The sequence below is a fragment of the Wenzhouxiangella sp. XN201 genome, from assembly GCF_011008905.1.
GTDB lineage: Bacteria > Pseudomonadota > Gammaproteobacteria > Xanthomonadales > Wenzhouxiangellaceae > Wenzhouxiangella.
This window is the reverse complement of the sequence record NZ_JAAIVI010000021.1, coordinates 168,401-186,596: the sequence shown is the minus strand read 5'-3', so window position 1 is coordinate 186,596 and position 18,196 is coordinate 168,401. Positions and strand designations below refer to the sequence as shown.

The 18,196-nt window shown below is 61.1% G+C and carries 12 protein-coding genes; 6 read left to right on the top strand and 6 right to left on the bottom strand.

Features of this window, described 5'->3' with window-relative positions:
• The first annotated feature begins 62 nt into the window (after nucleotides 1–62).
• Both G4Y73_RS12450 and G4Y73_RS12445 read left to right on the top strand, forming a co-directional pair.
• A complete protein-coding gene (locus G4Y73_RS12450; RefSeq protein ID WP_164232027.1) occupies nucleotides 63–1,340 on the top strand; it encodes a dipeptidase in 1,278 nt (425 codons plus the stop codon).
• Between the two features lie 163 nt (nucleotides 1,341–1,503).
• Nucleotides 1,504–2,820 (top strand): aminotransferase class V-fold PLP-dependent enzyme, encoded by a 1,317-nt coding sequence (locus G4Y73_RS12445; protein WP_164232025.1) that lies wholly within the window; start codon nucleotides 1,504–1,506, stop codon nucleotides 2,818–2,820.
• A gap of 77 nt (nucleotides 2,821–2,897) precedes the next feature.
• Here G4Y73_RS12445 and G4Y73_RS12440 read toward each other — a convergent pair whose 3' ends face one another.
• Nucleotides 2,898–3,314, bottom strand: coding sequence for a hypothetical protein (locus tag G4Y73_RS12440; protein WP_164232023.1), 417 nt, complete (start codon nucleotides 3,312–3,314; stop codon nucleotides 2,898–2,900).
• Nucleotides 3,315–3,380: 66 nt separating this feature from the next.
• Nucleotides 3,381–4,022 (bottom strand): FMN-binding negative transcriptional regulator, encoded by a 642-nt coding sequence (locus G4Y73_RS12435; protein ID WP_164232021.1) that lies wholly within the window; start codon nucleotides 4,020–4,022, stop codon nucleotides 3,381–3,383.
• 95 nt (nucleotides 4,023–4,117) lie between these two features.
• Between G4Y73_RS12435 and G4Y73_RS12430 the strand changes: the two genes are divergently transcribed.
• Nucleotides 4,118–6,589, top strand: a complete 2,472-nt coding sequence (locus G4Y73_RS12430; RefSeq protein ID WP_164232019.1) for a hypothetical protein — start codon at nucleotides 4,118–4,120, stop codon at nucleotides 6,587–6,589.
• A 28-nt stretch (nucleotides 6,590–6,617) separates the two neighbouring features.
• The gene (locus G4Y73_RS12425) at nucleotides 6,618–11,930 is read left to right on the top strand and encodes a VWA domain-containing protein (protein ID WP_164232017.1); all 5,313 of its coding nucleotides are present in this window, start codon (nucleotides 6,618–6,620) and stop codon (nucleotides 11,928–11,930) included.
• A gap of 114 nt (nucleotides 11,931–12,044) precedes the next feature.
• Here G4Y73_RS12425 and G4Y73_RS12420 read toward each other — a convergent pair whose 3' ends face one another.
• Nucleotides 12,045–12,653 carry a BON domain-containing protein gene (locus G4Y73_RS12420; protein ID WP_164232016.1) on the bottom strand — a complete coding sequence of 203 codons (609 nt, stop codon included), beginning with the start codon at nucleotides 12,651–12,653 and terminating at the stop codon, nucleotides 12,045–12,047.
• A 458-nt stretch (nucleotides 12,654–13,111) separates the two neighbouring features.
• Between G4Y73_RS12420 and G4Y73_RS12415 the strand changes: the two genes are divergently transcribed.
• Nucleotides 13,112–13,885 (top strand): hypothetical protein, encoded by a 774-nt coding sequence (locus tag G4Y73_RS12415; protein WP_164232014.1) that lies wholly within the window; start codon nucleotides 13,112–13,114, stop codon nucleotides 13,883–13,885.
• Nucleotides 13,886–13,910: 25 nt separating this feature from the next.
• Here G4Y73_RS12415 and G4Y73_RS12410 read toward each other — a convergent pair whose 3' ends face one another.
• The 3 genes from G4Y73_RS12410 to G4Y73_RS12400 form a co-directional block, all read right to left on the bottom strand.
• Nucleotides 13,911–14,396: a lipocalin-like domain-containing protein gene (locus G4Y73_RS12410; RefSeq protein ID WP_164232012.1), complete on the bottom strand. Its 486-nt coding sequence runs from the start codon at nucleotides 14,394–14,396 to the stop codon at nucleotides 13,911–13,913.
• A gap of 87 nt (nucleotides 14,397–14,483) precedes the next feature.
• Complete coding sequence (locus G4Y73_RS12405; RefSeq protein ID WP_164232010.1) at nucleotides 14,484–16,256, bottom strand: hypothetical protein; 1,773 nt, start codon at nucleotides 16,254–16,256, stop codon at nucleotides 14,484–14,486.
• Between the two features lie 199 nt (nucleotides 16,257–16,455).
• Nucleotides 16,456–16,890 (bottom strand): hypothetical protein, encoded by a 435-nt coding sequence (locus tag G4Y73_RS12400; RefSeq protein WP_164232008.1) that lies wholly within the window; start codon nucleotides 16,888–16,890, stop codon nucleotides 16,456–16,458.
• 259 nt (nucleotides 16,891–17,149) lie between these two features.
• Here G4Y73_RS12400 and G4Y73_RS12395 point away from each other — a divergent pair, with 259 nt between their 5' ends.
• Nucleotides 17,150–17,677 carry a hypothetical protein gene (locus G4Y73_RS12395; protein ID WP_164232006.1) on the top strand — a complete coding sequence of 176 codons (528 nt, stop codon included), beginning with the start codon at nucleotides 17,150–17,152 and terminating at the stop codon, nucleotides 17,675–17,677.
• Nucleotides 17,678–18,196: the final 519 nt, after the last annotated feature.

The following is an 18,196-nucleotide window of genomic DNA, read 5'->3' as shown; positions in this document are numbered from 1 at the left end:
TGAAAGGCACAGTAGCTGTATCGAGGGCCTATGCCCCAAGGACCGACCGAATGATGAATCGCATGATCAGAAGAGCTGTCACGCTTATTGCGCCCGCTGTCGCCGCGCTGTTTGCCCTGTCTGCAGTGGCCGAAGAACCTACACCGGAATACCAGAAAGCGCTTGAGCTGCTGGCAGAAACGCCGCTGATCGACGGCCACAACGATGTGCCCTGGCAGTACCGTGAACGGGTCGACAACCGGCTCGCAGAGATCGACCTGGGCAGCGACACCAGCGAGCTCGATCCGCCCATGCACACCGACATCGAGCGCCTGCGCGAGGGCCGCGTCGGCGGTCAGTTCTGGTCGGTGTACGTGCCGCCGGAGCACCGCGGCGATGAAGCCGTGCGCATGCAGATCGAGCAGATCGACACGGCCCGGCGCCTGATCGATGCGCACGAGAAGCTGAAGTTCGCCACCAGCGCCGACGAACTGGAAGCGGCCTTCGCCGACGGCTACATCGCTTCCATGATCGGCCTGGAAGGCGGGCATGTAATCAACAACTCCCTGGCGGCCTTGCGCATGTTCCACGCGCTGGGTGCCCGCTATCTCACGCTCACCCACTGGCAGGGGCACGACTGGGCCGATTCGGCCACCGACGCGCCACGCCACGGGGGCTTGAGCGAGTTCGGGCGCGAGGTGGTGCAGGAAATGAACTGGCTGGGCATGATCGTCGACCTGTCACACGTCAGCCCGGCGGTCATGCATGACACGCTCGATGTGACCGAGGCGCCGGTGATCTTCTCGCATTCCTCGGCCAATGGCGTGACCCCGCATGCGCGCAATGTGCCCGACGAGATCCTCGACCGCCTGCCCGACAATGGCGGCATCGTCATGGTGACCTTCGTACCGAGCTTTGTGAACGGGGAGCTGCGCGAGTGGGATGCTCGCCAGGTGGCCGAAGAGGCCCGGCTGGAACGCCTGCACCCGGGTGATGGGGACAGCGTCGAAGCAGGGATGGCGGCCTGGCGGGAAGCCAATCCCGCACCGTCGGCCACGCTGTCGGACGTGGCCGATCACATCGATTACATCCGCGACCGCATCGGTGCCACGCACATCGGCATCGGCGGCGATTACGACGGCATCGCCGCCGGTCCCGCTGGCCTGGAAGACGTCTCCACCTACCCGGCCCTGATCGCAGAGCTGATCAAGCGCGGCTACAGCGAAGATGAATTGGCCGGCATCATCGGCAACAACGCGCTGCGCGTCATGCACGAAGCCGAGGCCGTATCCGAGCGCCTGCGTTCGCAGCGTCCGGCCTCCGATGCGAAGTTCGAGGATTTTCCGCAATCTGAGTCATAACCGGCGAGTGACCGGCCGGTATTTCCAGTCCGGAAAACGGCCGCCGTCGCTGCTGGCGAATCGAATTCATCCGTCGTAAACTGAATCGGCGACGCCGGTTCGGCATCGTTAGCACTTCATCACGGCGCGGTGATTGGGGGTGCCGCCCGAGGGAGACCCAGGCATGCACAGAAGAGACTTCATTGCCCGCAGCGTAACGGCTCTGGCGGCAATCCCAGCCCTTTCCGCCTCATCCTCGGCACTCAGTCTGGAATCGGCGGTTGCCACCGCCCTGGATCCGTCCGACTGGGCCTCGGTCCGGAACCAGTTCGAGCTTCGCCGCGACCGGATCCACATGGCCACGTTCCTGCTCGCCAGCCATCCCAAGCCGGTGGCCAGGGCGATCGAGAAACATCGTCGCGGCTTCGACACCGACCCGGCCGGCTACTGGGGCGAGCATTTCCAGACAGCCGAGCCGCGCGTTCGGGCCGCGGCCGCCGAGTACCTGCAGACCGAACCCGGCTGGATCGCGCTGACCGACAGCACCACCATGGGCCTGGGCCTGATCTACAGCACCATCCAGGTTGATGCCGGCCAGGAAATCCTGACCACCACACATGATCATTACGCCACCATCAAGTCGCTGAAACTGCGCGCCGAGCGCACCGGTGCCAGCGTGCGCGAGGTCGCGCTCTACGACCAGGGCGGGCAGACGACGGTCGACGAGATCCTGACCCGAATGCGCGAGGCAATCACCGACAAGACTCGTGTACTGGCCGTGACCTGGGTGCATTCCTCCACCGGCGTCAGACTGCCGATTGCCGAGATGAGCAAGGTGGTGGCCGAGGTCAATGCCGGGCGCGACCACTCGGACCGATTACTCTTTTGCGTCGATGGTGTTCACGGCCTGGGCATCGAAGATGCGAGCTTCGATGAACTGGGTTGCGATTTCCTGATCGCGGGAACCCACAAATGGCTGTTCGGCCCGCGCGGCACCGGGATCATCTGCGGACGGCCCCATGCCTGGGAAGCGGTTGAACCCGTCATTCCCAGCTTCGGCCCGAGCGTCGGGGTATGGCTGGGTGCCCTTCCGCCGGACTCGGAATACGTCACACCCGGCAGCTATCACTCACCTGGCGGGTTTCACTCCTTCGACCACCGCTGGGCCCTGGATGAGGCATTCCGTTTTCATCAGGCGATCGGCAAGGAGCGTGTCGAGGCACGCATCCACGCACTCAACACGCGGGCCAAACAGGCGCTGGCCGAAATGTCGAACGTCACGCTGCACACGCCCATGGACGAAGCGCTGTCGTCGGGCATCATCTGTTTCGAAGTCGACGGCCATGGCCCGCGCGAGGTGACCGAGTACCTGGCCGGGAAAGGCATCACTGCCAGCGCCAGCCCCTACCCGGTGTCGTATGCACGGATCGCACCGAGCCTGATCAACACCGAAGAGGAGGTCGACCGGACCACGGCTGCAATTGCCGAATTGTCCGCCTGAGCAGACAGGGAGAACCCCCCGAAAGGCCGGGTGCCATGGCACCGACTCATCGGAGGTCCGGCCACGAGCGGATCGGATCAGTGGGTCTTTTCCTTGCCGCTGATCGAAAAGCGGACGGGCTCGTCGCGATCGGGACGGTGCCAGACTGCCGTGGCCTGCAACTGGCCATCCTTGACCGTGCCTTCCCAGAGCATATGGCCCTTGCTATAGCTTTTTGCATGCACCTCGAAGTCCGTGCCGTCACCCGATTCCGTGGCTTTATAGCTGGCCTGTGGAAAGTCGTGGTTGACGCAAATGGCCGACAGGAACGTGCCTTCATGGAAGGTCAGTGTGTTTGCGATCGGCTCGTCGGCGCCGGCCGGCAGCATTTCGACGTCGAAAGCCCGACCATCCAGGCCAGGTGAACCGGCCTGGGCAAGAGCAGCCATGCCCAGACACAGGGCCAGCAGCAACAACCCCCGGAGAAAAGTGCGATGTTGTCCGTAGTTGATCATGATGGTGTCTCCGTGATTAATCGGTCGTTATCAGGAGAAACGTAGCGGGACTCCGGAAACCGCCAACTATTCAACGTCAGGAAACAACTGCGCTGTCCGGCGTTCCATCTCCGCAGCAATGGCCCGCCCGGCCTCATCCTGGTCTTTCAGCTTCCTGATGATATTGCGGTAGCTCTCGTAATCGCGATCCTGGCTCAACTTGAATACCGTATCGATTTGGTCGACTTCTATCTCGAAGGCCACGATGGCATGCATGACCTTGCGCCTGAACGCCAACGGCAAGTTGTCGAATACGGTCTCCGACTCCGGATCGCCATTCTCGAAGTGAAGTGAAGTCTGCCTGAGGACCGTTTCGAGTTCATTGCCACCCAGAAAGCGGATCGCACCTCTGACATGCACACTCATGTAATTCCAGGTCGAAGCGGTATGCGGATCGCTGTACCAGGTGCCACTGACGTAGGTGTGGTGGCCCGTGAAAACCGCGAGGGCATTCCGGTTCTGCAGGAATGCCTTGTGATGATCAGTGTTCTTCATGAAATGCCCGCGCAGTAGCTGCCTGCCATCCCGCTCTTCAAACAGCAACGGAATCTGAGTGGCAACGGGCCTGCCATGTTCGTCGGAACCGGTCAGGAAAGCGAACGGGTGCGCTTCGATGAACGCTTTCACCGCCTTCGGGTTGTTTTCCTTGTGATACGGCAAGTCGTACATGGTGTAATCCTGGCCCGCTTCTCCGGCATAACTGTGTCCGGATTTCTAAAACTTCTGCGTAATAATAGGATAACAATCTGATCAGGAGTGGTCCGATGACTGAACGACGATATCCGCTTCGGACCGCCGCCTGCTGGCTGCTTTCTCTGTCCATGCTGTATTCCAGCATCGCCTGGGCCCACATGAACGCATCAGCCGGCTCTGGCATGCTGGCGGCTGCTGCGGCAGTTGGAAATAACGGCTCCGACCTCAACGGCATTTACCGTCAGATCGAATCGATACGGTCCAATCTCGACCGGAGCCAGTTCGATCTCGAGGAGCTTCTCTTCTCGCTCGAGTTCGATGTGGACTCGGTCATTGAGTTTGTCACCCGGGAAATCCGCTTTCAGCAATACCAGGGATTGCTTCGATCGGCGCACGGAACCCTGATCAGCCGAGCCGGCAATTCACTGGACCAGGGCGTACTGTTGGCCCGACTGCTCAATGACGCCGGCTACGAAGCGCGCATCGTGGAAGGATCGCTGGCGCGTGAGGATGCGTTGCGCCTGCTGTCGACCATGGCCGGAGATACCGGCTGGCCGGACTATTTTGCCAAAGGCCGGCAGGACTTTTTCGAATCTCTGGTCACAAGCCGATTGACGGTTGGAGACACGCCGCAGGCCGGACTGAAGCTGCTGGGTGAGCAGGCCGGTAACTCACTGGAATCAAGCCGCAAGCAACTGGAGCGTATCTCGGCATCCGTCACACCAGCCGTTGAGCAACTAATGGGTAAAGGCGCATCGGCCAACATCGATGCTGCATCGGTGCTTGCCAGCGAGCTCGAGCAGTATTTCTGGGTCGAGTACCGAACTGGTGTCACCAATGACTGGACCGAGGTGCACCCGGCCTTCGGCTCGCTCGAACCGCCCGCCGTCGAAGCAAAGTCTTACCTGGCAGACTCGATCCCCGAAGCGCTCCAACATCGGGTCCGAATCCAGGTCTTTATCGAAAGCCGCCTCGGCTCGGCAGTGAGTACCCAGCCACTCATGAGCGCCTGGGAGCGTCCGGCCGCCAACGCGGCCTATCAACCGCAGGAAATCGCGTTTCTGCCCTATTCCGGATCGGACGCCGAAAACGCCAATCTTCTGGAGCATGCCGCGAACAGTGCCGAACTATTCGTACCCACATTCAATACTGGTCTCGCCCCCGGGGCAAAGGTGTTCACGCTTGATGGTAATGTCGTGCCACTCGATGCGTTGAGCCCGGCTGGCGAGTTCGTCAAACAGGTATCGGACAAGGGCGCCCAGGCAATCAGTGCACTGGAAGGGCTCGGATCGGATGATCCGGAAGCGGCAGCACCCAAACCCCCCAGGGCCATGAATCGCCTTTGGATCGAATACACACTGATTGCACCCGATGGTGGCGAGGAATCGATACAGCGCAGCATCGTCGATACCGATGAAGACGGCCATCGCTTTGTTGCCGGTCGGCAGGTCGAGCCCGATCAATTCGAATCCGAGGCGCGCCCTGTGCTCCTTCAGGGACGCAGCTTCGCAGTCGCTACCGGCCCAGTGAATCCCGCATGGTTGATGGACCGCATGCTTGCGGCCGCGGAAGATGGGCGTGCCACGCTGACTGAACTCCAGCAACGGGCAGCCCGGGCGACTGGCGACGACAATGCCGCGATCCTGAATGGCCTCGACCCCTTGCCCGATGTGCGCTGGTTGAAGTATTTCATGGCGACGCGCACGGATACCGGTTTCAGTGATGGGGGAGCGGCCTATGCAGCCAGGCCGGCGATCACATCATTCAATCACGGCGTGTATTCCAACGGTGACGGCCTGCGCGGCTACGATCAGATCGATATCCTGTTCAATTCGATGCGCGGCGTGAGCGTGACGGACGACGGGCCGACATTTGCCCATGCCGGGGCCCTGGCAAGCGGGCTGTTTGAAACTTTCCAGGAACACCGTCTGATGGAGTCGCGGTCGACAGGCGGCTCGAGTTCAGCTTTCGATGCACTGGCCGAGAATTCGGATTCGCTGGTTGCGGTCAGCCCCGGTGACTCATCGCAGCTTGCGAGCATCGGCCTGAGTGCCTCGGCCATGTTGCACGCACGTCAGGAACTTGCCTCGGGCTACGCCCTGCTGATCCCGCAAAGTTCCGAGACAGCGCACTGGTGGCGTGTGGATCCAGCAACGGGTACAACCACCGGGATGGGCGTCGGGCCGGGCGGCTATGGCGGCGTTTCGGCAGCTGAGTATATTGTGATCGGGGGCATCATCATCGGCACATTGCTTATGTATTTCGGCTTCTATAAGTGCTTTGCCAATGAATCCGGGCTGGCCCTGTTCTGCTGCCTGGTCGACAGTTGGCTCACCGGCATCGTCGTCGCCGCGCTGGCATTCGTAATCGCTCAGGTTATTGCGCTGGGCCTGGGTTCGGTTGCAGCGGGCATGGGTACGGCGACCGCCGAAGCCGAGCTGGTATCGGCAATCTTCACAGCGGTATTCGTCGACGTTCCGGCCAATGCGTTGTCGTTTACCGACTTCAGAATTCGCGCATGCGGAAGTGCTACGGGAACCTGAAGTGAGAGACCGGAATGGGTATGTAACCATGATCAGTTCAGATGCCGTTCGTTTGATCATCACAGCCACCCTGATATGCGTCACGGCGCACTCCGGGGCGGTTACGGAGCTGCTCTACGACTCCGAACCCAACGACGCCCCCCACGAGGCCGTTGCCATGGCGCTGCCTTCAGGCAAGGATGCGGTGCGCATTATCGGCGAGCTCGAAGGTCAGGATCAGGACGCCTACCGAATCGTGGTCGACGAGGACCTGGCCGGCCGGCGCTTCAACCTGCAGATCACCGGCCGGGGCGGTGCGCTGACCCGGCTGGATATTTTCGATTTCACGGAGTTGGCTGACGGCCGCGGACGGATTCCGGCCGAACTGAGCCAAAAGCCGACGCTTCTCATGACGCTCAAGACGACCGACGGCAGCCGCCCGGGCCGGGCCGACGGGTTGTTGCTGGCGCCGGGGGTTTACGTACTGGGTGTTTCGCATTCCGGCGGCGAGGGATCCTATTCCGTTGACATCGATCAGCATGATGACTCGAACGTGACAGTCATTGGCGACAACAACTCGCCCGACTCGCCCCAGCTTGCATCGACCCGGGGCAAGACCGTGGTGTGGACGCAAGGCGAGACCTGGTTCGACTTCGAGATCAAGGACGAACAGGCGAAAGAGTCTTGGGACCTGGCGTTTCAGAGCCCGCTGGGCCGCCCGGCTTCCCTGAAGCTGCTCGATGCGCAGGACACCGAATTGCTGACCATCGATACCGCCGACGGATTGCCGGTTCACCGCCCCGGCCTGAGCCTGGATGCGGGCCGCTACCGCTTCCGGACTGACCAGAAGGCTGCCGGGGTGCAGATGCTGCGATTCGAAACCGGCGCGCCATTGCCGCGTGAGGGCCGCGAAGTCGAACCGAACGACCGCAGTCCCAATCCCGTCGAACTGGGCCAGTCGCTGGCCGGTCGATTTGATGACACCGATACCGACTGGCTTTCATTCGAGGTCGGCGAGGCTGACGTGGGACGCGTTTTCGATCTCGAATTGTCGGTTGACCCCGAGGCCCAGGCCGAAGTCTGCCTGGTGCGGGACGCGATCAATCTGAGCCACTGTGTACGCGGGGCCGACGGCATGACCGCGCTGCGCACCATTGGCCTGACCCAGGGCAGCTACCGGTTGCGCATGCACGATCGCAAGCGGGTCGGCACTGACTGGCAGTTGGAATGGGTTGAGCACAGTCGTGCCGGCCCCGGTGAGGAAGTCGAGCCCAACGATGATCATGGTCATGCCGTCGCCCTGCACGAGCGCGGTTTCGGACGCGGGCATTTCAACGGCCGCGAAACGGATCACTGGCGCTTCTCGGTCCGTGGCGAGGCGCAGCTATGGCGTTTGCAGTTGCAGGGTAAAGACCTGTTCGAGCTGACCCTGAAGAACAGTGCGGGCAAGACAATTGTTTCCGAACGTGCCGGCAATAACAGCCGGGTCAGGCTCGACAATGTCTTCCTGATGCCAGGCGAGTATCTGTTGGCGGCCGTGGGAACGGATTCGGACTATGTCCTGCGCCTGGTGGAACTGGGCCCGCCGCCGGAAGGGATGGAGATGGAGCCCAACGACGAAGTCGCCAATGCCAACCGGCTGCACTTCGGCGTCGAGCATTTCGGCACCCTGGCCGAGAAGGGTGATACCGACCGCTATCAGTTCACACTCAGCGGCCATGAACGCATCCGCCTGACCGTGCAGCCGCCGGTCGACGGCAGCATGCGCGGCATACTGGGTGCGGGTGACGAAGCCATCGAGATCAGCGATATTCGCAGTCAGGGCCGCCCGGGTGAAGCCTTGCAGTGGGACATGTTCCTGGCGCCGGCCGACTACAGCCTGACCCTCACTGCCGGCCAAGTCTCCGACGCGGAGTACACGGTGGTCATGGAGCGACTCGACTATCTCGATCGCGTTGCCGATCGCGAACCCAATGGTCACCGCAACGAAGCGGCGCCGTTTCCATTCGACGGCCAGGTGCTGGGCAGCGTGGGTCATTCGACCAGCAGTGAAGACTGGTATCTGCTGCCGATTCAGGATGAGGCCGTGGTGATGGAGTTGCCCAGGCAAGGCACCGTCCGAACGCAAGTGTATGGCGAAGCAGATCCGGAATCGGACCTGCTCGAATACGACCGCGAACAGAAACTCGACCGTGCGGAGCTGGCCCCGGGTCAAACCCACTGGCTGCAGGTTAAAGGCAAAGGGGAGTACCACTACGACCTCTCAGCGTTGGCTGACCTTGCGGGAACCGATGCCGCGCAGCCGGTCGAAGTCGACCTGCGACTCGATCACGATCGGATTGCCGCATTTTCGCCCTGGGCCCAGCGCTTGGCCGGCGAACTGACCGTCACCAATAGAGCCGATCAGGCGCGCACGATCATCCTCCAAACGCATGTCACTGATGTGCGCTGGCAATTGGATCACTCGCCCGGTCCGTTCGAGCTTGGGCCAGAGGAATCCACAAGCATTGCCCTGACGCTCGACATACCGCCGGATATTCCAGCCCTTCGACCGGCCCGGATGTCTGTCCATGTCCATGACAAGCAAGGAAGTGGGCGGGCCATGCATGAGATTGCGATCGACGCCAATGCCCCGCCGGTAGAGCCGGTATTTCACTGGCCGGTGCCCGAGGCACTGCGCGGCAACATGAACGCCGCGGCGTCGAACTTCGGTGCGGCGCCAGCGGCCAGCCCGAATATCGACGAGGACAAGCTGGAAGACACGGCAACGCTCTACGACGGCCTGGCCCGCGTGGGCCGCTGGACCGAATACCAGATCCCCTGGAAAAATCACCAGCTCGACAATGTCGCCCAGCCCACGGTGCGCCTGGCCGGCAGTGAACCCATAGCGGTCGCCGGTTTTGCCATCAATCCCACGGCCAATACCCTGCCCCAGGGATTCCTGCGCGACTTTGCCGTGGCCGTGTCGCTCGACGGCGAACAATTCGACACGGTGCTCACCGGCAAGCTCGAGCCGATCGCCGAAGAGCAGTATTTCGTGCTCGACGCACCGGTACATGCGCGTTATGCGCGCCTGTTGCCGCTCGCACCGCACTACATCTCCAGCAACTACAGCCATGTGCGGATCGGCGAGTTCAAGGTTCTGGGCGAATCCGGCTGGCGGCCGCATGACGAAGCATTCAATCTGGCCGATCCGAATTTCGGTGGCCACCTCGTCTGGTCCGAGCCCTGGATTCGGGGCAGCGCTTTCGACCAGGGCATTTTGCTTGCCGACGACAAGGCGCCCAAGCTCCGTTTGTCGGGAGAAACCCGGGCCACGGTCGTGCTCGGCTTTCATCACGCCCGCGCGGCATCGATCGACGGCATCAGCGTGCTGCCAATGGCCGAAGCGTCAGCAGACCTGCAGCCGGCGGCCGTCAGCGTGGCCGTTTCCGACAGCAGCCCGATCGGGCCCTGGCGACAGCTCGCCGAAGCCGAGTTGGCGGCCGGCGAGACGCGCATCGACTTCGACGAGCGCGCCTGGGCGCGCTACGTCAAGCTGGACTTCGAGGCGCCCGAAGCTGCCGCATCGCTGCAATTGCCCGACCGGATTGCCGTCTACGAAACCGCGGGAGAGAGCATTCTGGGCGAGTGGGGGCACTACACCGATATCGGCCCTTACGAGGCAAGCCAGGCTCCTGAATGGAGTGGTCTGACCGGCCAGCCCGCGAATATCAACCGCGATACGGCTGTGGCGCTCGGTAACGGTGATTCCGCACCCGGCCGCGCCTTGCTGGATACCTGGTCGGCCTGGTACCGGCTCGATATACCAACCGACAACAATCATCTGACCTTACGCCTGAGCGGTACTCCAAGCGTGGAGGCAAAGCCGCGAATGATGAATGCCGCTGGCGAAGCGGTTGAACTGTATGCGCTCGAACAGTCCGCCACCGAGCATCACTGGGAAGCGTACGTCGAGCCGGGGCAATCCTACTGGGTGGAAGTGTTCGAGCCGCCTCGTTCGGTGATTTTCAGCTGGGATACCTCGGGTAGCGTCGCCGCTTATTTGCCGACCATCGCCAATGCCTTGCGAACCTATGCCGAAACGATCGAGCCAGGCCGAGACGAGGTCAACCTGCTGCCGTTCGGACGCGGCGCGCCGCTGTTGAAGAACTGGCAGGGGCATGCCTATCCGCTGATGAAGATGCTCAGCGCATATCCGCATGACACCAGCTCCAGCGATGCGGAAAGGGCTGTAGCAGTCGCCGCCGAGGAGATGGTGGACCGGCCGGGAAAGAAAGCGGTGCTGTTGCTGACCGATGCGGCCACCATCACCGATGCATCGCTGTGGCCGGCGCTACATGACGGCCAACCGCAGGTATTTGCCATGAAACTGTCTTCCGAGGGCGCGTTCGGGGGCAATCCGTTCGGCGAGCTGGATCTGATGCAGGACTGGGCCCGTGTTCGTGGCGGACACTTCGACTATGTCACCAGCCTCGGTGCACTCTCGAATGGCTTCGACCGGGCTGTGGCCCGACTCAAGGCTCCGGTCGACTTCGCCATACAGGCTGAATTTGCGAAGGTGGACGATCCGACGCCTGCCACGATCGCCATCGTGTCGAGCAAAACAGGCGCCGACCCGGGTTCGCGTGGCGCCGTCGAGATCATCCTCGATGCCTCCGGCAGCATGCTCAAGCGCATGGGCGAGCAGCGCCGGATCGACATTGCCAAGGCGGCCATCCGCCGCACGGTGTCAGACACGTTACCCGACGGTATGCCCCTGGCCCTTCGGGTCTACGGTCATCGCGAAGCCGGCAGTTGCCGCACCGATCTCGAGGTTCCGCTGGCGCCGCTGGACAAGAGTGCCTTTCTCGCCCAGATCGAAGGCATCCAGGCGATCAACCTGGCGAAGACGCCAATCGCCGATTCGCTGGCCGCGGTGGCCGCCGACCTGAAAGCGGCCGAGGGCCGGCGCCTGGTCGTGCTGCTGACCGACGGCGAAGAGACCTGTGACGGCGACCCGGCCACAGAGATCGAGAAGCTGAAGGAAAGTGGCTTCGAAGTACGCGTCAATATCGTCGGCTTTGCCATCAACGATGACGAGCTCAAGCGCCAGTTCGCCGACTGGGCTGAAATCGGCGGCGGCGAGTATCTCGACGCAAGCGACGCTGATGGACTCGACGCGGCCGTTCAGCAGGCACTGCAGATCCCGTTTGTGGTGATCGACGCCGCGGGCGAAGAAGTGGCTCGCGGCCTGGTCGATGCCGACCCGATTGAGCTGCCGGCAGGCCGCTACAGCGTGCGAATCGAGTCGGCAACACCGAGACAGTTGAACGACATTACGCTGGCTCCCGGGGACGGCAGACTGATCGAACTTGATTGAGGCGCTGTCGGCCTGGGCCAATTCCGTGAGCGGACCGGCAGCTGGCCGACTTCCCAGAAAAATGCCGGGGGCCGCACGACGCGGCCCCCGGCTTTGCGTTGGTCCTGAATTGGTTCAGTAGTCAGTATCGGCTTGAGCCTGCTGCCTCGAGACGACCTTGATGTTGTTGATCACATCGCGGACGCCATCCGTGTTGGCGGCAAGTTGTTCCGCGAGGTCCTTGCTGGCCTCGGATTCGGCTTCGCCCTCGAGCTCAACGATACCTCCTCGAGTGTCGACATTGATCGAGAATCCAGCCGTATCCCGATTCCACAGAAGTTTCGACTTGACCGAAGCCGTAGTCGTGGCATCGCTCACGCGATCCCGGAAGGAGGGGTCCTTCCCCTTGTCATCGTTCGAGGATACGACCTGCATATCCTCGGAGACTTCAATCCGGTTGTCCACGTCCTCGATCCCATCGACGCTAAGGGCGATTTGCTCGGCCAGCTCGCTCTTGACGCTTTCGTCGACCTCACCCTCGATGATGGCGGTCTTGCTATCCACATCCACCTTCAGGTCAAAGGGGTTGAGGTGTTGGTTGAGCGCGAAGGTCGTCCAGATCTGACCTTCCAGGCGTGCTTCGGTGAGGTTACTGACCTCATCATCATCGCCAGCGTGTGCAGTCAAACCGCCTGCCAGCAGCGCAAATACCATTGCCAGTTTAATCCACGTTTGATGTCTCATCGTGTTTCTCCTTCAGGCTTTCTGGTGTGTGCCACCGCCGGGGCAGAATTCACAGTGCTCCGACGCAGTCACGACGCCGAGTGCCTCGAATTGCCGGGTATCGGGCCGGACTTGCCAGAAGGAGTGCAAGCAGCGTTCCAGACTCAGAAACCGCAGGTTTGACAGCAAGTTAAGTCATTTCGAGAATCTCAGCCAAGTGATTTACGGCGGATACTGTCGCCCCAGAGCGACAGGTATCCGCCATTAATCTTGTCGATGGGGCTCTGATCCGGGTTCAACAAGCGCGCTGTCGTACTGCACGACTGTCGCTGATTGGCGACAGATAACTTCCCGCGCCCCTGAATCAGCAGCAGGAAGCGCCTCGATGCGGGTGCAGCATGAGGGTGGATTCTTGGGTGGGCATACCGCATGATGGTAAGCGCCTGGGAGGGAGCCAGGCGCCAATCAGGAGGCCTGAAATGAGCCTGCCTTCGGAACTGGCCGGTGAGCCGGTCAAAGCGCACACCCCGCCACAAGGCATTCAAGCCTATCGGAATCTGCACCTGTGGATGGTTATCGGCCTGGCAATCACATTGCTGGGGTTCGCGCCGTCGTATTTCATGAATCTTCGGGCGTCCACCTGGTATCAGCATTTGCACGGTCTGTCCGCGACGTTTTGGATGTGCCTGCTGGTGCTACAGCCTTATCTGGCTACGCACGGTCGGCTCAAACAGCATCGCCGCTTCGGCATCGTTGCGCTGATCCTGGCCGGCATGGTGGCGACATCAGCCCTGGCCGTCGTCCCCTTCAACATCCAGAATGCCGTCGAAGGCACGCACGGCGCCGCGGCCACCAAGACCTTTTTCTACGGCATCAGCTATTTCGATTTGATCAGCGTGGCGGGTTTCCTGATCGCCGTGCTGATGGCGACACTCTCCGTCCACAAGCTCGGGGATCACGTGATCTGGATGAGCTCGACCGTGTTCTGGGTGCTCTCGCCCGGACTGACCCGGCTGATTGCCTTTTCCATGCTCTACACGGTCGGACTGGGCGATGTGACGCTGCTCGATATTGTCTTCTGGACCAGCTTCCCAATCGTGGCCCTGGCGGTCTACCTGATGATCCGGCTCCGCCGGGCGCATCCCGCCCTGGTGCTGGCCGCCATTGGCAACGCCGGCATCTGGATCATTACACCAGTGGGCGACAGTGCCACCTGGCGCGCGATCTGCGACGCGGTCTTTCTCTTGAATTGACGAGCGGGTGTTCTTTTATCCTGGGTCAGTCGGGCAAAGAGGAATCGCCGATGCGGTGGAACCGCATGACGACACCGTAGATGTGCCAGCGCAGCACGTCTTCTTCCAGCCCGATCTTGTATTCCATGATCCTGTTCGGCCATTCGCTCATCGCGTTGGGATCAATGTGAAGATAGGCCCGGGTGACCAGGTTATCTCCCTCAATGGTATAAGCACCTGCGCCGGAGACGTAGCTGTCAAAAGCACCAGCCTTCTCTGATTCAGTAGGCTCATCCCCGGTGAATGTGCCACGCTCCGTGTCAGGCGGCGCCACCATCGTGAAACTGAAATGACCGTCCGCGAAGAGCACAAGACCCCGCTGAGGATTTTCAAATACTTCGCCGTCGGGCAATTCGATGCTATCGAGAACCCAAGCTCCTTCCAGCGGTGCTTCGTCCGAAGAGGCAGAAGCCAGAGAAAGCATGGCAGCGAACGAGATGGCCGTGATGGCTAGAATTGCAGGTTGAAACATGGGGTTTCTCCTTGCGGGTGGAGGTGATGAAAAGCGTATGCATCTCCGTTTCCGATTCTCAGAAGTACTCAGGGATCGCCAACCTGATCAGAGTTGACGATATCGAACCACGATTGCCTGCAGGCCCGCATCGGACCCCTGCCAGGTCACCCTACTACCAAAGGCATCGTCACCATTGTTAACCGGGTACACGTCGATGAAGTAAGTGCGGGTCTCATTGTCGATGAGACGATCGGAAGCCGATCCGGACGGCGTCAGCTCGACATCCCCCCAGGCAACGGTATCTCCGGCCGAATGACCCCAAGCAACGTTCCAATGCTGGTTGGTGCCAAGATCCAGCGCCCGGACGCGGAAGCTCAGATCGATCACGGCGCTTTGATCTCGCAGCCACGCCGTGACACTCGTTACTTCGGCGCCATCGGGCAGCATGAGCGGAGCAGTCAGCACCTCGTCGATGCCCGTAGTGAAGTACGTGATCGCCGCAAACCCCACTGACAGCGCATTGCCCAATTTGGGCCGGAATGCGGACGCATGGACGTTCCTCAGCTGAATCTCTTCGTCGGCCGCCACTTGGCCGTCGGGCAGAACGTGCAGTGCTCGACGACCGGTCACAGCAGGATCCGCCAGGTCGCGCACGCGGAAGCCACCATCCACATCCAGTGTGGCCTGCGGGCTTGTCGTGTTGACGCCGACCTGGCCCGGAAACACCGACAGACTGGGGCCGTATGCCGCCGAGCCGATAAACAGGTGCTCAACTCCACCGTTGGTCCAGATCCGGCTCACGCCGCGCCCGCCACCGCCCAACGCAACGCCCATGGACAGACCGACCGATCCGTCGCCAATGTAAAAGTCACCGCGGCCGTTACCGGAGGTCCAGGTATAAGCGCCTGTCCCCTGCACGGCTAACGCAGCGGGTGGATTGGTAAAGCCGAGGCCAGCCGCACCCGAACCACTCAGCGTGAACACGTCGCCGGCACCGGTATTGTGGATGGTCAGCCGATCGTCGGTTACGCCGGCTGCTGCGAGGCCGCTGTCGATCCGCCAGCCGCGGGCGGCGGCGCTGTTCCAGAACAACTGTCGCACCGGCTCGGAGCCGGCGGTTTCGCTGATCGCCAAGTGAGTCAGCGTGCCCGGCCCGGTGTCACGGCTCACATGCATGCCATCACGTACATTGAGCCGATAGATCGAAGTCGGCGGAGCGCCGAGACCCACGTTACCCTCCCCGTCGACAACGACCACGTTGCCGGAAGTGTTATGGAAAAGGTTGAATCGATCCTGACCAGGGTCCACACCCCGCGTGAGTGCGGCTAGCGTCCAGAACCGATCCGAGACCGAGTTGGCGAAAGTCAATCGCGCAAAGTCGTCATGGGACTCGGTCAGCCGTAGCTGCGGCGTACCAATATCACTGTCGCTGCGAACTTCAAGCGCCGCTGCCGGAGTACTGGTCCCGATTCCGACATTGCCAGCCGAGTAATAGACATTCGAACCGTCCAACTGCCAATCATTGCCGGCGAGCGCATACAGTGCCACGGGCGCGGGTCGAACGGCCTGGCGGGGTATCAGGTCGAAGCCGTCGACCGTTACTTGCAGCCAGCGCGGATCCGCGCCATAGACCGACCCGAAATCCAGTTCGACCTGGAACACCCCGTCAGTCACCGGCCAATCATTCAGGGACACGGTCGGTCCCACCTGGAGGCCGTCGGTCTCCTGGTCAAACAGCCGGAACTCAAGGTCCGCCGTACCGGTAAACTCCGCACCGGCCTGCTGCAGCTGACCCTGATAGGTCAACGTCGTTGGCGTACACCAGCCCGCCATCGGCAGCAACAAGGCCGCCAGCAACCAAAACGCACGAATACTCATGATTTTCCTTCCCAGTCGGCTAAAGGGCGAGCCAGCTCGATATTGGCAGAATTTCGAGCTGGCCACCAGTCAGTCGTAAAACGGGGGAAAACCCGGACATGCCGGTCCCGGTGCGAGCGCTTCGGCCGTGCGTGGCCTGATGGCCCGTACGTGCTTGCGCCGGCGGGGCGGCCAGGCCAGGCCGCCCCGCCAAGCATGCTCAGTTGTTACCTTTGCCCCGATTGCTCGTATGTTCGGGAATGTAGAAAGACTGGGTCGAGAAACCGATATTCGTGCATTCCTCGTCGGCGTTCCATCCAAAAGTAATGAACGAGTAATCGGCGGTCGCCTTCATGATGTCCAACAACTCTTCATCTTCGGTGGAACAAAAGGCATCGACGCCGTCGGCATCCTCTGCCTGACAGAATCCGTAGTTGAAGAAAGTTCCGTCGGCAAACTTGTACAGTCGGACCCCACACCCGATGTGTTCAACATCATTGTCGGTAAAGCGCGCGGAAACCATGTCGCCCGTGGCCGTGCCCGAGCCATCCGGATTGATGGAGATGGTTACCGGTGCCGGCTGAACGTAGCCCGCCAGGGCCAGTGAAGCAATGGCCATAAGTGACAGACCCGCAATCAGCATTTTTACTTTCATTAGAGCTCTCCTCGTTATTGTGGATTAAAGTTTGAGGCCGCCTCTCTCCAACGCGACCCGTTCATCCCTGCGTTCGGCCAGACTGGCGCCTGAAAACTCACATTCCCTGTAGCAAACGGAAACTGGCCGGAATTAGCGCCAACGATGTTGGTTCCGGCGTCACCCGGAACGGTCACCACAAGATATGCTAGAGGAGGCGCCTCGCACGTCAGACAAACACGCGAAGGTTTGTAGGAAATCGCACACGGGAGCCAAAGCCATGTTACGACGCTATCGCTGGCCCATCGTTACAGGCATTGCCGGCCTCATTCTCTGGGCACTGGCTTCGCTGACCTTCATTCAGGGATTCGGGGGCTGGTCCACCTCGTTCCAGGGACCCGGTTCGGCTGACATCGATGTTCCAGGATCCGGTGACTACCGACTCTGGCATGAATCGAGGACGATCATTGACGGCCGACTGCAGGTCGTGGACGACGAGCTGCCCACCGGAACCGCCATCGAGTTCACAAACGCCCGGGGGGCCACCATTCCCCTGCTATCCATTCGCGGTAGCATGAGCCAGGATTTCGGCAGTACGCGCCGGGTGGCCGTCGGGCGGGTCGAGATACCCGCGGCCGGCACCTACACGGTGACCACCACCGGCTTCGCAGACCCCCGAAAATTCCGCCTGAGCGAAATCCGCTTACTCGAGCACTTCCTGCGCGCTTTGCTGTTCGCACTGCCCGGTGCTTTGCTGACCATTGCCGCACTGGTCTGGGCAATCGTTATCGCCAGCCGTCGGCCTTAGCACCAGGTCTGACCGGCGCACCTTCCCGGCAAGCCCCGGCTCCCAGTCGAAGCGAATGAACCTGCGGCTCAGTCATTTCCATAGTCGGCGAAAGCCAGCCAAATCCCGCCTTGACTGGAATGCATACTCGATCAGGCTGGCCAAATGGCACACTCCGGGCGCACCCAAATCTGTGCGAAGCGTCTTCTTCGTCAATCGTTCATGCTCGCGCAGCCCGGGGGACCGACTTGCAGGATAATTCGATAGTATGTGATGGATATCTAATATTGTTGTGCCATATGTGATTGCGCACTATTGTGAGTGCTGGTCATTCCGATCGAGGGAGCTGGAAGCGCGTGGGACTCTTCAGCCAGGAAATCTACATCCCGGAGGCAATCTATAAACTCTTGCCGCTGTTGTACGCTTTGGTAGGTCTGTTCATGCTACTGGTCCTCCAAAACGACATGGCCCAAATTGCAGGAGCAGCATTGATGGTTTTTGCGCTAGTCATCACGGTAAAACGATTCAGACAGCCAGACA

What these genes read in the sequence shown, in the direction of transcription:
- G4Y73_RS12415 (WP_164232014.1), top strand. Translation starts at nt 13,112, where the DNA reads ATGAGCCTGCCTTCGGAACTGGCCGGTGAGCCGGTCAAAGCGCACACC.
- G4Y73_RS12450 (WP_164232027.1), top strand. Translation starts at nt 63, where the DNA reads ATGATCAGAAGAGCTGTCACGCTTATTGCGCCCGCTGTCGCCGCGCTG.
- G4Y73_RS12400 (WP_164232008.1), bottom strand. Translation starts at nt 16,890, where the DNA reads ATGAAAGTAAAAATGCTGATTGCGGGTCTGTCACTTATGGCCATTGCT.
- G4Y73_RS12425 (WP_164232017.1), top strand. Translation starts at nt 6,618, where the DNA reads ATGATCAGTTCAGATGCCGTTCGTTTGATCATCACAGCCACCCTGATA.
- G4Y73_RS12405 (WP_164232010.1), bottom strand. Translation starts at nt 16,256, where the DNA reads ATGAGTATTCGTGCGTTTTGGTTGCTGGCGGCCTTGTTGCTGCCGATG.
- G4Y73_RS12410 (WP_164232012.1), bottom strand. Translation starts at nt 14,396, where the DNA reads ATGTTTCAACCTGCAATTCTAGCCATCACGGCCATCTCGTTCGCTGCC.
- G4Y73_RS12420 (WP_164232016.1), bottom strand. Translation starts at nt 12,653, where the DNA reads ATGAGACATCAAACGTGGATTAAACTGGCAATGGTATTTGCGCTGCTG.
- G4Y73_RS12435 (WP_164232021.1), bottom strand. Translation starts at nt 4,022, where the DNA reads ATGTACGACTTGCCGTATCACAAGGAAAACAACCCGAAGGCGGTGAAA.
- G4Y73_RS12430 (WP_164232019.1), top strand. Translation starts at nt 4,118, where the DNA reads ATGACTGAACGACGATATCCGCTTCGGACCGCCGCCTGCTGGCTGCTT.
- G4Y73_RS12445 (WP_164232025.1), top strand. Translation starts at nt 1,504, where the DNA reads ATGCACAGAAGAGACTTCATTGCCCGCAGCGTAACGGCTCTGGCGGCA.
- G4Y73_RS12395 (WP_164232006.1), top strand. Translation starts at nt 17,150, where the DNA reads ATGTTACGACGCTATCGCTGGCCCATCGTTACAGGCATTGCCGGCCTC.
- G4Y73_RS12440 (WP_164232023.1), bottom strand. Translation starts at nt 3,314, where the DNA reads ATGATCAACTACGGACAACATCGCACTTTTCTCCGGGGGTTGTTGCTG.